This is a genomic window from Psychrosphaera haliotis (assembly GCF_009728465.1).
Taxonomy (GTDB): Bacteria; Pseudomonadota; Gammaproteobacteria; order Enterobacterales; family Alteromonadaceae; genus Psychrosphaera; species Psychrosphaera haliotis.
The window spans coordinates 744,659-758,705 of sequence record NZ_WOCD01000003.1; the positions used below are offsets into that span (position 1 = coordinate 744,659).

General features: G+C 40.1%; 10 protein-coding genes. 6 read left to right on the forward strand and 4 right to left on the reverse strand.

The genetic code is table 11. From position 1 onward, the window contains the following. Positions 1–104 precede the first annotated feature (104 nt). The 6 genes from purE to pulA are packed head-to-tail and all read left to right on the forward strand — an operon-like array spanning position 105 to position 6,155. On the forward strand, positions 105–590 hold the full coding sequence (gene purE, locus GNP35_RS08220) for a 5-(carboxyamino)imidazole ribonucleotide mutase (protein ID WP_155695646.1): 486 nt from the start codon (positions 105–107) through the stop codon (positions 588–590). Between the two features lie 32 nt (positions 591–622). Then, entirely contained in the window at positions 623–1,510 is an 888-nt protein-coding gene (locus GNP35_RS08225) for an ATP-grasp domain-containing protein (RefSeq protein WP_230961344.1), read from the forward strand. A 31-nt stretch (positions 1,511–1,541) separates the two neighbouring features. After that, positions 1,542–1,796, forward strand: coding sequence for a hypothetical protein (locus tag GNP35_RS15645; RefSeq protein WP_230961345.1), 255 nt, complete (start codon positions 1,542–1,544; stop codon positions 1,794–1,796). 17 nt (positions 1,797–1,813) lie between these two features. Then, a complete protein-coding gene (locus GNP35_RS08230; protein WP_155695647.1) occupies positions 1,814–2,422 on the forward strand; it encodes a carbonic anhydrase in 609 nt (202 codons plus the stop codon). Further along, complete coding sequence (gene rlmF, locus GNP35_RS08235; RefSeq protein WP_155695648.1) at positions 2,422–3,381, forward strand: 23S rRNA (adenine(1618)-N(6))-methyltransferase RlmF; 960 nt, start codon at positions 2,422–2,424, stop codon at positions 3,379–3,381. Before GNP35_RS08230 ends, rlmF begins: the two co-directional genes overlap by 1 nt. Before the next feature lie 20 nt (positions 3,382–3,401). Next, positions 3,402–6,155, forward strand: a complete 2,754-nt coding sequence (pulA, locus tag GNP35_RS08240) for a pullulanase-type alpha-1,6-glucosidase (RefSeq protein WP_155695649.1) — start codon at positions 3,402–3,404, stop codon at positions 6,153–6,155. 203 nt (positions 6,156–6,358) lie between these two features. Here the strand turns inward: pulA and GNP35_RS08245 are convergent, their stop codons facing one another. The 4 genes from GNP35_RS08245 to yaaA form a co-directional block, all read right to left on the reverse strand. Next, the gene (locus tag GNP35_RS08245; RefSeq protein ID WP_155695650.1) at positions 6,359–8,233 is read right to left on the reverse strand and encodes a DUF885 domain-containing protein; all 1,875 of its coding nucleotides are present in this window, start codon (positions 8,231–8,233) and stop codon (positions 6,359–6,361) included. 242 nt (positions 8,234–8,475) lie between these two features. After that, a complete protein-coding gene (locus GNP35_RS08250) occupies positions 8,476–10,125 on the reverse strand; it encodes an electron transfer flavoprotein-ubiquinone oxidoreductase (protein WP_330997779.1) in 1,650 nt (549 codons plus the stop codon). A 135-nt stretch (positions 10,126–10,260) separates the two neighbouring features. Beyond that, positions 10,261–13,152 carry an FAD-binding and (Fe-S)-binding domain-containing protein gene (locus tag GNP35_RS08255; RefSeq protein ID WP_155695651.1) on the reverse strand — a complete coding sequence of 964 codons (2,892 nt, stop codon included), beginning with the start codon at positions 13,150–13,152 and terminating at the stop codon, positions 10,261–10,263. Between the two features lie 78 nt (positions 13,153–13,230). Next, positions 13,231–14,007 (reverse strand): peroxide stress protein YaaA, encoded by a 777-nt coding sequence (gene yaaA / locus GNP35_RS08260; protein WP_155695652.1) that lies wholly within the window; start codon positions 14,005–14,007, stop codon positions 13,231–13,233. Between the last annotated feature and the right edge of the window lie 40 nt (positions 14,008–14,047).

Below are 14,047 nucleotides of genomic sequence, written 5' to 3' on the forward strand. Positions count from 1 at the left end.
TTCCATTTTTGTATTAATTCCGTCAATCGGTTAATGACCAACCTAATTAGCTTTGCTAAAATGGCCGCCAACTTAAAAAGCTTTAACTTAAAATAGAGAGAAAGATGAAAAGAGTTGCAATCGTGATGGGTTCACAATCAGATGGACCAACAATGAAACACGCCGCCGACATGTTAAATAAATTCGGCATTGAATATCACGCTGAAGTTGTCTCCGCCCATCGAACTCCCCACCTTCTCCAAGAATTCTCAGAAACAGCAGCCGACAAAGGTTTTCAAGTTATTATCGCCGGTGCCGGTGGCGCCGCTCACCTGCCAGGCATGATTGCAGCATATACGCACTTACCAGTATTAGGTGTGCCGGTTAAATCAAGCAAACTAAGCGGTGTAGATTCGTTATACTCAATTGTTCAAATGCCAAAAGGTGTTGCAGTAGGAACCTTAGCCATTGGCGAAGCCGGTGCTGCAAACGCAGGATTGTTAGCTGCTCAAATCATTGGTTTAAATGATTCTGAAGTAACTGAAAAAGTTAAAGCATTCAGATTAGAACAAACCCAAGACGTACTAAATAACCACAAATTAGACTTTTAATTTTATCAACTATCCCAAATAAGTGAAAAGTGATGGCGCCTCCATATTTTAGTAATAGCTCTTTAAATGACGACAACAACCTCGTTGTCATTCTTGGCCATGGTCAATTGGCCCGCATGATGTACCTTGAGTCTACTCAGCTTGGCTTAAATATTATTGCAGTGAATGCCAATACCCGAGAATGCGTAAACCCAGTTGATAAAACAGTTCTTAATATAACCCTTGATGAAGCTTTTGATGATGCCGCGGTTATTACCTCTGAATTTGAACACCTTCCGTTAGACTTATTAGCTAAAGCAGAGCTCAGTGGCAAGTTTTTACCAAATGCAAAAGCCATACATGCTGGTGCAGACCGTATCGTCGAGAAAAAACTTCTAGACTCAGTTAACGTGCGTCACTGTCAAAATGTGATTGTTAATGGACTTAGCGATCTTGATAAAGCATCAGAAACACTTGGTGAGCGCATCATATTAAAAACCAGTCGCGACGGTTATGACGGTTATGGTCAATGGCGTATTTTCTCTCCTCAAGATTTAGTGGACGTAAAGTCACAACTCAATGAGCATAATTTTGAAAAGATGCCTTTGGTAGCAGAACGTTGCATTAACTTTGAAAGAGAGCTTTCACTTGTTGGTGTTACTGACAAAAATGGTAATCATAAGTTTTATCCACTAACAGAAAATCATCATGCCGATGGTCAGTTAGTACTATCGCTGGCTCCAGCACCTAGAGTTACACTTGAGCTTGAACAGCAAGCACAAGACATTTACAAAAAAATATCGGAACAGTTAGATTATTGTGGTGTTTTAGCCATTGAGTTTTTCCAATTAAAAGATCAACTCATCGTAAATGAAATTGCACCACGCGTTCATAACTCAGGCCATTGGACTCAACAAGGTTTCGGTCACCAGTCAGTTTGAAAACCATATTCGCGCTGTTGCTGGCTATCCTTTGGGTGAAACTACAGCAACATCTTGCGTTGCCATGATTAACTATGTGGGACAGAGCAAACCGAAAGCAGACCTGTTTACAGTGCCAAATGTTCATCTTCACTGGTACGATAAACAAGTTAGGCCAAAACGCAAAATGGGCCATATAAATGTGACGGGAAGTACACCTGCACAATTATTAGAAACGGTAAAAACTGTGAAAAACTTTTTACCTGACGCCCTTGCAACAAATTTGGCTCCTCTTATCAATAATTAGTGAAGGTATTTTTGTAAATGGAAAAGCTATTAAAAGGTTTAAAGAAGTTTCAAGATGAAGTCTATCCAGAGCATAAAGATAGATTTGAAGCTTTAGCACAAAGCCAAGATCCAGATGTTTTATTTATTACCTGTTCAGATTCCCGAATTGACCCTAATTTAATTACCCAGTCAGAGCCTGGCGAATTGTTTATCTGCCGTAATGCAGGAAATATAGTACCGCCACATTCTCACGAGACTGGCGGCATGACAGCCTCAATTGAATATGCAGTTTCAGTATTAAAAGTAAGACATATTATTATTTGTGGGCATAGCTCCTGTGGCGCAATGAAAGCTGCGATGAACCCATTATCTGTAAAGCGTCTTCCGCACGTAAAAGTTTGGTTAGATCATTGTCGGGCAGCCAAAGAGGCTGTACAACAAAAGCATGATCATTTAACTGATGAACATTTAGATGAAGTGACTAAACAAAACATTATTCTTCAAATGAATCATCTCAAAACACACCCAGCGGTATTTTCAAAATTACATACCAGCGAAATACAAGTTCACGGCTGGATGTATGACATTAAAACAGGCAATGTAGAAATGTACGACGACAAGCAAACTCGGTTCATTACCGTTTAATGAGCAACTTAAACAGCCCAACATTGCACCCTAGAAACCGCCATCAAGTTGTTGATGGCGTTGCCTATCACTTTGATACGTTAACTGCAGCTAATCCTGATTTAAAATCTCATATTGTAGAACGTAAAAAAGGCCATCAAACTATCGACTTTGCTGACCCTAATGCGGTTAGAGAGTTAAATAGAGCCTTGTTGCTTGCCTATTACGGCATTCACTTTTGGCAAATTCCTGAAAATGTTTTGTGTCCACCTGTACCTGGACGCGCCGACTATATTCACCACTTAGCGGACTTACTAGCAAACAGTAACGATGGCGTCATTCCAACTGGCAAAAAAATCAAAGGTATTGATGTAGGAACCGGTGCAAACCTTATTTACCCAATCATAGGCCGACACGAGTACCAATGGTCTTTTGTAGGTTCTGAAGTTAATCCTTTGTCATTCCAATGTGCTGCAACACTGATTAAAAGTAATCCATATTTGAAGTCGCACGTTAAAGTGAAAAAACAAGATAATGCCAACTACTTTTTTAACGGCATAGTACAACCAGAACAAAAATTTGCCTTTACACTTTGTAACCCTCCTTTTCACCGTTCTGCAGAAGAAGCAGCTGCAGCCAATGCACAAAAAGTTGAAAACCTAGCTAAGTCAAAATCACTTCCTCCTCAAGCAACGCAATCTTTAAACTTTGGTGGCCAAAACAGTGAGTTATGGTGCAACGGAGGTGAAGTTGAATTCGTATGCAACATGATCAAGGAAAGTATTCAGATTAAACAGCAAGTGTTATGGTTTTCTAGTTTAGTCTCTAAAAAAGACAGTTTAAAAATCATCGAATCAGAGTTAAAAAAAGCAAAAGTTCAGGAATATAAAATCATAGACATGGGCCAAGGACACAAAATCAGTCGTTTTGTCGCTTGGACGTTTATTCCTCAAACACAACATAAAACCTGGTTCGAATAATAAGCCCAACAGAGGTCTTCATGTTTATAAAAAATAAAATAGCAGCCGCGCTAATTATTACTAGCGCCGTTGCCCTATCCGCATGCCAGCCAGATACAATATTTACCAGCGATCAACCTATCGAAGATAGTGCCGCCCACTTCCTAACTAGCAATACTTTAGTTATCAAAATGGCGAATGGTGCAGAGAAGTTAAAGCTTGTCTCTGAAAACAGACTTGGCGAAGAAGTGGTTATTGAATTAACGCCGACGGTATTAAATCCTGAATTGCAAAAACAATATCCGCATTTAGCTCAGTTTAGTGCATTCACTTTTGATGAGAAACTAGACTTCAACGCATTCGTTAAATCAATCAATATTGTTAAGTCCTTCAAAGACGGTAATTTAATTGCCAAATCATATGTTCAACAAGCCCGTTTATTAGATGACTTATTTACTCGCGGTAAAAACGATGCCAACGAAGTAAAAGACTTGGGCTCGAGCTTAACCAGTGACGGTGTTTCCTTTAAACTTTGGGCGCCTACCGCCGCTAATGTTTCTGTCCATTTATTTGATAAAAACAAAACTGCGCTGAGTGACGATCCTATTGAGTTAAAAGAAGATCTTAAAACTGGCGTTTGGTCATTAACAACCAAACTTGCGAGTCACGGTACTTACTACCAATATCAAGTTGAAGTCTTTCACCCTCGCACTGGCAAGTATGAAACACTTATTACAACAGACCCATACTCGTTAAGCCTTTCTGTAAACAGTAAGTACTCACAAGTAGTAGACCTAAATGCTCCAGAAACAAAGCCAGCAGGTTGGGCGCAACATAAAGTACCAACGGTAGAAGCGCCTGAAGATCTCATTTTGTATGAAACTCATATTCGTGACTTTAGTGCTTTTGATACCAAACTAAGCTCGGCAAGTTATAGAGGTAAATATAAAGCCTTTTCTGAGCGAAATAGCGACGGTATGTCACACTTAATGGAACTCAAAGGTGCCGGACTTAATACGGTTCACCTGCTACCAACTTATGACTTATCCACTATTAATGAAGACCCAGCACAAGCTATTGATTTGTCTGACTCAATGACAAAAGTTTGTGATTTAGTTGATGACCTTAGTATCTGTGATGAAGACGTTAAAGATAAAAGCCTTAATGAGTTACTGTCGAGCTATGATCCTCGTTCTGATAAAGCTCAAGATTTAATGGAAAAGATCCGCGGTTATGACAACTACAACTGGGGTTATGATCCATATCACTACACCGTTCCTGAGGGCAGTTATGCCGTAGATCCTGAAGGGTTCTCTCGCCTTGTTGAGTTTAGAGAGATGGTGATGTCTCTTCACAACAAAGGCTTCAGAGTAATTATGGATGTCGTGTACAACCATACTTTTGCTTCTGGTGTTGCTGAAAAGTCGGTTCTGGATAAAGTAGTACCAAACTACTATCACCGTTATGACCCAGTGACGGGTGTTCTTGAAACCTCCACATGTTGTGACAATTCTGCAACTGAAAATGCCATGATGGAAAAACTAATGACAGACTCGTTAGTTACGTGGGCACAGCAATATAAAATTGATGGTTTCCGTTTTGACCTAATGGGTCATCAACCTAAAGATGCCATGATACGCTCACGTGAAGCTGTGGTTAACGTAGACAGCGATACGTACTTTTATGGTGAAGGTTGGAACTTTGGTGAAGTTGCTAATAACAGACAGTTTGTTCAAGCTAGCCAAACTGAGTTAGCAGGAACTGAAATTGGTACCTTTACTGACAGGCTCAGAGATGCCATTAGAGGCGGAAACTTTCAAACCGCTAAAGAAGGTTTAAGACGTGACCAAGGTGTCGGTAATGGCTTAACCGTTGTCCCTAATGACCTTCAAGACAAAGACCTTCAAATAGATGAGTACTTGCGTTCAATGGACCAAGTTAAACTTGGTTTAGCGGCAAACCTTGCTGACTATTCAATGGTTAACTCTTTTGGTACCACAGTTTTAGGTAAAGACATCCCGTACGGTGGTGGTCCAGCTGGTTACGCAAAAGACCCAGCTGATACCATTAATTACGTCTCTAAGCATGATAACCAAACGTTATGGGACAATAACCAGTACCGACTGCCTTATGATCTAACGACAGATCAACGCGTTCGTTTCCAACTGCTTTCGCTGTCTTACCCATTAATGGCGCAAGGTATTCCGTTTTTGCACATGGGCTCTGAGTTATTACGTTCAAAGTCATTTTTACGTGACAGCTATGATTATGGCGACTGGTTCAATCGTGTTGATTTTTCATATCAAACTAATAACTACAATGTTGGCTTACCACCAGCAGAAAAAGACGTTGATAACTGGCCGGTCATTTCTACCCTGCTAGATAAAAACGAAGGTCGCGATCAAGTTCAGCCGAAACACATTCAGCTGTCTTCAAAAGTCTTCCAAGATTTTATCAAAATCCGCATGAGCTCTAAGTTATTTAGGTTACGCACAGCAGATCAAGTAAAACACCAAGTGACATTCTTAAACCAAGATGTATTGGAAAACCGTGGATTGATTGTCATGTACATTGCAGATAACGGTTTAACGGAAATTGACCCTACGCTGGAATCTATTGTGGTTGTGTTTAATAATACCGCCGAACCAAAAACGTTTAGCACCGATGCTAGTAACTATCTGCTTCATGAAGCTCAAGTTAATGGCGCCGATGAAGTTGTTAAAAAAGCAAAAGCAACGGAAACTGGATTTGAAGTTCCTGGTTTAACCACGGCGGTTTTTGTCAAAGCACAGTAAGTTGCAGTAGGTTGCAGTAAGTTATACGAAAACCTAGCTGCCACTTTAAAAGTAGCTACCGCACGGTAACTACAGTAAATGTAACGTAACTATGGTATTAAATTGCAGCTATTGCATGGCAACTATCGTAAATAGGACGCAATAAAAAAGGGCTGATAATCAGCCCTTTTTATTTGCCTAAAATAAGCAATATTCAGTAAAGCTTAAGCTTTTGAAGCCACGTAGCTATCAACAAACCCTTCAAGGACGTTTAATGGTACAGGACCATTTTTAAGAATAACGTCGTGGAATTCACGAATATCAAACTTATCGCCCAAGGCTGTTTTTGCTTTTTCTCGAAGCTCTAAAATCTTTAACATACCAATTTTGTAAGCCGTTGCTTGTGAAGGCATTACAATGTGACGCTCAACCATTTTAACGGCGTCAGACACTGCATTTGGCGTATTTGTTACGTAATAATCAATACCTTGCTGACGAGTCCATTTTTGGCTATGAATACCGGTATCCACGACCAAACGGCACGCACGCCATAATTCCATCGCCAAACGACCAAAGTCTGAGTACGGATCTTCGTATAGGCCAATCTCTTTTGGAATTAGCTCTGAGTATAATCCCCAACCTTCTGTATATGCCGTGTATCCACCAAACTTGCGGAACATAGGAATGCCTTCAAGTTCTTGTTTTATGGCAATTTGCATATGGTGACCTGGAATGCCTTCATGATAAGCAAGCGCGGCCATTTGATACGTTGGCATTGCTTCCATGTCGTATAGGTTAGCGTAATAAATGCCTGGACGTGAACCATCTGGAGCGGGTTGTTGATAAAATGCCTTTCCGGCTGACTTTTCACGGAATGCTTCAACTTGTTTAACAATCATGTCAGCTTTAGGCTTAGTTAAAAACAGTGAATCTAAGCGTGATTTCATATCGTCAATTAAGGCAACGGCCTCATCTAGATATTGCTGTTTACCTTCTTTTGTATTGTCGTAATAAAACTGTTTATCATTACGCATAAACTCAAAAAATTCGCTCAATTCACCGTCAAAGCCAACTTTGTTTTTAATCTCTGTCATCTCTTGATGAATACGAGCCACCTCGTCTAAACCAATCTTATGGATTTCATTGGCTGTCAGATCGGTCGTCGTTGTTCGTGCCAACGCATTATTGAAAAACGCTTCCCCTTCTGGGAATTTCCAAGCGCCATCTTTGTCATCGGCTTTCTTTTCTAAGGTCACTAAGTAACTAACGAGCTTGTCATAACCTGGCTTTAAACTTGAGATTAGAGCTGCTTTTGCTTCAGCAATTAACACCGACTTAGATTCAGCATCTAGTTCCAAGGCAGTCACTTTACGGCTGAAGTCAGACAAGATTGTGCTGTCGTCACCATTATCAAATGGTGCACCAACGATGATATTTTTTGAATCACGAATAACATGTGGGAATACAAACTTAGGTGCAATAATGCCTTTTGCTTCGCGAGCTTTTAGGTTGTCTACCACGTCAAAAAGAACTTTTTCAGCGCCTTTTATTCTTGAGATATAATCGCGCGCTTCTTTTTCATTGGCAATTGAATGCTGGTTAATTAAAAATGCCGGTATTTGCGAGTGCGTACCAAACATTTGGTTTACTGGGTAATTGTGCAAACGCCATTGGTGATCCGCAATTTCATTTTCTAATTGTTGAATATAAAGCTTTCGACTTATTTTTGTTTGCTCATCTAGCTTAGACTCATCAATTGCTGCAATCGTTGCTAAGTCTTTTTTAACAATGGTCAGCTCTGCTTCTGCCGCTTCAGCTGACAAATCAAACCACTTATCATAATCATCTTTTATGCCTAAGTAAGTCTGAAATACCGGATTGCGCATCACGCCAGCCATGTATATTTCGTCAAAAACTTTGTTTGCTGCTACCGACGCTAACTTTATTTGTTCTTCAGAAATGTTTGCCTCTGCGGACGCAACTTGGTCACTGACCGCTGAAGACTCAGTATTATTGCTAGTTTGTTTTGAGTCATTACAAGCTGTAATTGCAAAACTCGATGCTATGGCTAACGCCAAAAATGTCTTATTTAATTTCATGTTATTTTCTTATTATATTTTGGAAGTTTGTTAATCATTATACTGTTTTACCTTGCTCACCCAAAAGGTCAAGTCTGTATCGTTGAACAGCAGTAAAGTATTGATAATCAAGTGACACCGTAAAGTAAATGAATAAAGTAAAGTGAATGAATAAAGCAAGGTGATAAAAAATATCATAAAAAAGGCAATAAAAAACCAGCCTACATGGACTGGTTTTTAGATAACGAGTAAATACGTAATATTTACATATTTGGATAGTTTGGACCGCCGCCACCTTCTGGTGTTACCCAGGTAATGTTTTGCGCCGGATCTTTGATATCACACGTTTTACAATGCACACAGTTTTGAGAGTTGATTTGGAACTTCTGTCCCGCTTCTTCTTCAACTATTTCATATACACCAGCTGGACAGTAACGTTGCGCAGGCTCGTTAAACTGAGTTAAATTTTGAGCTAGAGGAATTGTTTTATCCGCAAGTTTTAAATGTACCGGTTGGTCTTCTTCATGGTTAGTATTTGACAAAAATACACTAGATAACTTATCAAAACTCAACTGACCATCTGGTTTTGGATACTCAATCATTTTGCTTTCGTTAGCTGGCTTTAACGATGCGTAATCTGGTGTTTCGTCTTTAAACGAGAACGGTAATTTACCGCCAAACCAGTTTTGATCAATCGTATTGTAAGCACCACCAACAACAGTACCTAACTTGTGTAAAGCAGGACCAAAGTTTCTTGTTGAATAAAGCTCATCATACAACCAGCTAGCATCAAACGCAGTTTGATATTGAACAAGGTCTTGCTGACCTTCATCACCAGCCTTTAAAGCGTCAGCAATAGTTTCAGCTGCTAACATGCCTGATTTCATTGCTGCATGATTACCTTTGATTTTAGCAAAGTTAAGTGTGCCGGCGTTACAACCAACTAAAAAGCCACCTGGCATGGTCATTTTAGGAAGTGAGTTTAAACCACCTTTAGTGATAGCTCTTGCGCCATAGGCTATGCGCTTTGCACCTTTTAAGTGTTTTGCATAAACCGGGTGATGCTTTAAGCGTTGGAATTCGTCAAACGGGCTCAAGTGTGGATTTGAATAGTTGAGGTCGACAATTAAACCACAAACGACTTGGTTATCTTCTGCGTGATATAAATAACCGCCACCCGTAGCGCCATCAGTTAGCGGCCAACCTGCAGTGTGAACTACTAAACCTGGTTGATGTTGTTCAGCAGGCACCTGCCAAATTTCTTTAAAACCAAGGCCGTAATGTTGAGGAGACTTGCCTTCATCTAGTTTATATTTAGAAATTAAAGACTTACCTAAGTGTCCACGGCAACCTTCAGCAAAAATCGTATATTTAGCTCTCAGTTCCATGCCCGGCATAAACGAATCTTTAGCTTGGCCTTCTTCATCTAAGCCCATATCACCCGTTTGAATGCCAACAACTGCGCCGTTGTCATCATATAAAACGTGAGATGCTGGGAAACCAGGGAAAATCTCAACACCCATGGCTTCAGCTTTTTCCGCTAACCAGCGAGATACATTACCCATAGACACGACATAATTGCCATCGTTGTGCATGGTTTTTGGGAACAACAGTCCAGGTACTGCAGAAGCAGACTCTTCACCACGAAGGAAATAAACTTCATCGCTACTCACCGCCGCATTTAACGGTGCGCCTTGCTCTTTCCAGTCAGGAATTAATTCTGTTAATGCTTTTGGATCTAAAACGGCACCAGACAATATATGTGCGCCTACTTCCGACCCTTTTTCAACAACGCAAACCATTAACTCTTGCTCATTCTCTTCTGCTTTTTGCATCAAGCGAATAGCGGCCGACAAACCCGCAGGGCCAGCTCCAACGATGACTACGTCAAAGTCCATTGATTCTCTTTCAATCTCAGCCAAACCTTGTCCCCTTTCTCTATCTATTATTTTTATACGCGCTATTTTACTCAAGAGAGCTATTTGAGCTACTTTTATTTAAAACAATTGCATATTTAGTCGTAAATCTATGTAAACAAATACACTTACTTAAACTTTTGCGTTAGTTACCTCATCTATTAAATAGTAAATGGACTGATAATTAATACCGCTGTGATGACTAAGCCCTATCTCGCAGGTCCTACTGGTAGAATAACCGCTTTGGCAACCCTGAACTTGTTGTTTTAGTTCAGCTAAGGCACTTTGATTAAGCTCCGGTACAGTAAAGCCTTTATCTCCTGCAAAACCACAGCAAGTAACCTGCTCCGGTATTACAACATTAGTTGCACAGACTTTCATAATATCTAAAGCTACTGTCACTTTATCGTCTTTGCGCGCCGCACAAGTCAAATGAAAAGCAACAGGCTGTGCTTTTGGCGTAACATTAAGCTTAGGCAATAAATGACTATTAACAAAAGTTAGAGGGTCGTATAGGCTTAACTGATCCTTTTGACTTGGCGTCAGTGCTGAAATTAACTGAGAGCTGCATTGGCTAGTATCAATCAAAATAGGAAACTCACCCTGATTACTGGCCTTTAATAAAGACTCAAATAACGAATCCGCTTTTTGTTTTGCCTGTTCAGGAAAACCTTTACTTTTAAAGGGTAAACCACAGCATAACGAGTCAATTTGATCCGGCTTAATCACCTCATATCCAGCTTTATCAAGCAAACGATTAAAAACAACATCTTGTTGTGAGTCTAAGGCTTTATCTGTCGTTGTGGATAATGCGCTCCCGAATACTCGACTTACACATGCAGAAAACAACACCACTTTTGGTTTACCTATGCTCGAATTACTTTTCACCACATTTTTTGGCGCTTTGTATGCCTTGGGTAGCGCAGGTCTATTCAGATAGCCCATTTTACCGAACAGGCTATGGGGGAATTTAGGTTGAACAATATTTTTTTGATGTGGTTTGTCTTGTAAAAGCTTACTTTGAATAAAACGCCCAACTTTGACGCCTAGCCGACTAGCCTTTACCGCTAAGCCAAAGTAGTTAGCAACTGTATTTGCTATTTTGTTTGAAAGTGGCGAATTAGATTTTGTCCTTAGTTGTCTGACTAAGTCACCCGTGTTTATGCCAACCGGGCAGCTGGTTTCACATAAACCACAACCAGCACACGTATCATTAACGTTATATTGAAAAGTTTTAATTAAGCTCTGAGATGAGTCATTGCAGGCCATCAAATGGCGCTGGGCTACTATACGTTGCCTTGGCGTAAAGGTTAAATTTCGGCTTGGGCACTGGCGTTCGCAAAAACCACATTCAATACACTTATCTATAAGCTCATTGCCCGCCACCAGCGGTTTAATGTTTTTGATAAACAGTTGTTGATCCTCCGTGATCATCACGTCTGGATTTAGTATGCCATTTGGATCAAACAGCCTTTTTATTTGAAGCATTACTTCATAAAGCGGAGTGCCCCATTCATGCTCAACAAAAGGAGCCATGTTTCTGCCTGTACCATGCTCCGCTTTTAAAGAGCCTTGATATTTATCAACAACGAGGTCAACCACTTTTCTCATAAATAATTCATAGCGGTCTATGTGATCTTGAGTGTCAAAGGCTTGCGAAAATATAAAGTGGAGATTGCCATCTAGAGCGTGGCCATAAATCACTGCGTCATGATATTCAAACTCCAGTAACAAAGATTGAAGGTCCACCAAAGCATTAGGCAAAGAATCAATAGGGAATGCGACATCTTCTATCAGCGCCGTCGTTCCAGCTGGACGATTCGCCCCAACCGCAGGGAAAATTGCTTTGCGCATTTGCCAGTAGCACTTAATTTGCTTTAACTCTCGAGTAAAAACGGCAGGCTCAAACAAAGTCAGTCCCGCTAATAAAGCTTCGGTACTCATTACCCTTTCATCTAACTCTTGGTTTGAATGACCTTCGACCTGAATAAGTAAAGCCACATTATTGTGTGAAATGTGGTGTAAGCACAACGGCATTCCAGGCTCATCTTTAATGGCTTTGAGCGCTAAGAAGTCTATTAACTCGGCTGCGGCAATACTTGAAGGCGATGAGATTTGTACTTCCTTTAGGCGTTGAACCGCAAGTCCTGCATCAGAAAGCGAATCAAAGATAACCAGTGAAGTTGCTTTAAAAGGTAAAATATCGACAGTTTTATGGGTTATGTGGGAAATAAAGCCTAAAGTTCCTTCCGAACCTATCATCAAGTGGGAGATAACATCAATTACATCATCAAACTCTATTAAAGCTCGCAAGCTATAGCCCGTGGTATTTTTAATTTGGTATTTTGTTGAAATCCTTTCTACTAAATCGGGTTTTGATCTAACCTGTTGCATTAACAGTTCTATTCCATCAACTAACCCTGTGTTGCTCTTTATAAACTCACTTCGCTTTGACGGATTAGCTTTAATCTCTTTTGAGTCAAACTCATACCCATTCGCTAAGATGAACTTAGCGCTGAGCATTTGACCATAAGTGTCTAATGAGTTCATGCCGGCGGCATTATTTATTGCCATACCACCAACAGTTGCAGCATCAATTGAAGCTGGCATTGGCCCTAAACCTTTACCAAATGGGAGTAACGCAGAATTTGCCGCGCTGCCCAATACACCGCACTGCATTGTTATGATTTGGCCGTCATCTGAAATTTCATAATCTTGCCATTTACTTGAAAGCTTAATAAGCACTGAATCTGTAATGGCTTGACCGGAAAGGCTTGTTCCTGCAGCTCTGAAACAAACAGGAATTAAATACTGATTAGCGAGCTGTAAAGTCGACTTTAATTGGGTTTCGTTATCAACAATAACAACGAGTTTTGCTATCAGTCGGTAAAAACTGGCATCCGTGGAGTAAACAAGGTTTTTTAATGGTTCATCAATAAGTTGCGCAGCGGGTATGGCCGTTTTAAGTTCGCTTAAAAAAGACTGATAGTGGTTATCAGAGACAGAGGTGGCTGTGGGACTCATTAATTACACTCAAGTTATCGATGCAATTAATTAAAGCAAAGAGCCAAGCGACTCTTTGCTAGTCATTTTATCAAAAAGTTAATCTTGCTCTTTTCGAGTAAAACAAGGTGCATCTGGTTTTGACAGTTCCGAGTTATAAACATAACCTGCCATGTCGAACTTGAGCAAGTCTTCTAACGTTTCTACTTGGTTTTTTATTAAGTACTGAACCATCATGCCACGAGCTTTTTTTGCAAAAAAGCTGATCATTTTGTATTGACCATTTTTCCAATCTTTAAAGGTTGGCGTAATTAATGGCGCTTTTAATTGTTTTTTCTTAACCGACTTAAAGTATTCCGTTGAAGCCAAGTTAATTAAATACGGTGCATTTACCGCATCAATTTGTTCATTAATTTTGTTTGTGACAATGTCACCCCAAAAGTGATAAAGGTTATCGCCACGAGGGTTTGAAAGTTTTGTGCCCATCTCTAATCGATATGGCTGCATCAAGTCTAATGGTTTTAATACACCATACAGGCCAGACAAAATACGAAGGTGTTTTTGTGCATAATCAAACTCGTCATCATTAAAGCTTTCAGCTTCTAAGCCTGTGTAAACATCACCATTAAAGGCGAGCACGGCTTGTTTTGCGTTTTCTGGAGTGAAGTCAGGCTGCCACTCTGTAAAGCGAGCTGCATTCAGCCCTGCTAATTTGTCGCTAATATGCATCAACGAACTTAAATCTTGTGGCGTTAAATCTTTACATACATTCGCTAACTCTGTTGCATCCGACATTAATTCCGGTTGCGTATACTTTTGAGTTGCAGGCTTAGTTTCATAATCTAAGTTTTTTGCCGGAGAAATTACATACAACATATTAAATCGCTTCTTTTTTTGATTTGAAAAATGAGTTAAA

Bases quoted from the DNA above. Each gene is read 5' to 3' on its own strand.
- yaaA (WP_155695652.1), bottom strand. From the start codon at position 14,007: ATGTTGTATGTAATTTCTCCGGCAAAAAACTTAGATTATGAAACTAAG.
- purE (WP_155695646.1), top strand. From the start codon at position 105: ATGAAAAGAGTTGCAATCGTGATGGGTTCACAATCAGATGGACCAACA.
- GNP35_RS08245 (WP_155695650.1), bottom strand. From the start codon at position 8,233: ATGAAATTAAATAAGACATTTTTGGCGTTAGCCATAGCATCGAGTTTT.
- rlmF (WP_155695648.1), top strand. From the start codon at position 2,422: ATGAGCAACTTAAACAGCCCAACATTGCACCCTAGAAACCGCCATCAA.
- GNP35_RS08225 (WP_230961344.1), top strand. From the start codon at position 623: ATGGCGCCTCCATATTTTAGTAATAGCTCTTTAAATGACGACAACAAC.
- pulA (WP_155695649.1), top strand. From the start codon at position 3,402: ATGTTTATAAAAAATAAAATAGCAGCCGCGCTAATTATTACTAGCGCC.
- GNP35_RS08230 (WP_155695647.1), top strand. From the start codon at position 1,814: ATGGAAAAGCTATTAAAAGGTTTAAAGAAGTTTCAAGATGAAGTCTAT.
- GNP35_RS08255 (WP_155695651.1), bottom strand. From the start codon at position 13,152: ATGAGTCCCACAGCCACCTCTGTCTCTGATAACCACTATCAGTCTTTT.